The sequence below is a fragment of the Desertibacillus haloalkaliphilus genome (assembly GCF_019039105.1).
Lineage (GTDB): Bacteria > Bacillota > Bacilli > Bacillales > KJ1-10-99 > Desertibacillus > Desertibacillus haloalkaliphilus.
This window is the reverse complement of sequence record NZ_JAHPIV010000086.1, coordinates 1-471: the sequence shown is the minus strand read 5'-3', so window position 1 is coordinate 471 and position 471 is coordinate 1. Positions and strand designations below refer to the sequence as shown.

At 52.4% G+C, this 471-nt stretch carries 1 protein-coding gene; it reads left to right on the top strand.

Annotation, left to right across the window (positions count from 1 at the left end):
• On the top strand, window positions 1-471 hold a 471-nt coding region (locus KH400_RS29660), incomplete at both ends, for a hypothetical protein (RefSeq protein WP_217227961.1).

The window sequence follows — 471 nt, the reverse complement described above, 5'->3', positions numbered from 1 at the left end:
GAGGGAGGAGGGAGGAAGGAAAGAGGGAAAAGAAGGGAGGAAAGAGGGGGAAAGAAAGAGGGGGGGGGGGGGAGGGAGAAGGGAGGAGAGAGGGGGGAGGAGAGGGAAGGGGGGGGAAGGGAAGGAAGGGAGGAAGAAAGAGGAAGAAAGGGAGGGGGAAAAAAGAAAAAGAGGGAGAAAAGGGAGGAGGAAAGAGGGAAAAAGAGGGGGGAAGAGGGAGGGGGGAAAAAAGAAGGAAGAAAAAGGGGGGAGGGGGGGGAGGGGGGGGGGGGAGGGGAAAAGGGAGAGAGGAAAAGAGGGGAAAAGAGGGGAAAAGGGAAAGGGGAAGAAAAAAAGAGGAAAAAAGGAAAAAGAAAGAAAGGAAAGAGAGAGAGAAAGAAGAGAGGAAGGAAAAGAAAGAGGAAAAAGGGAAAGGGGGAGGAAAAAAGGAGGGGGAAGAAGGGAAGAAGGAAAAGAAGGAGAAAGGAAGAA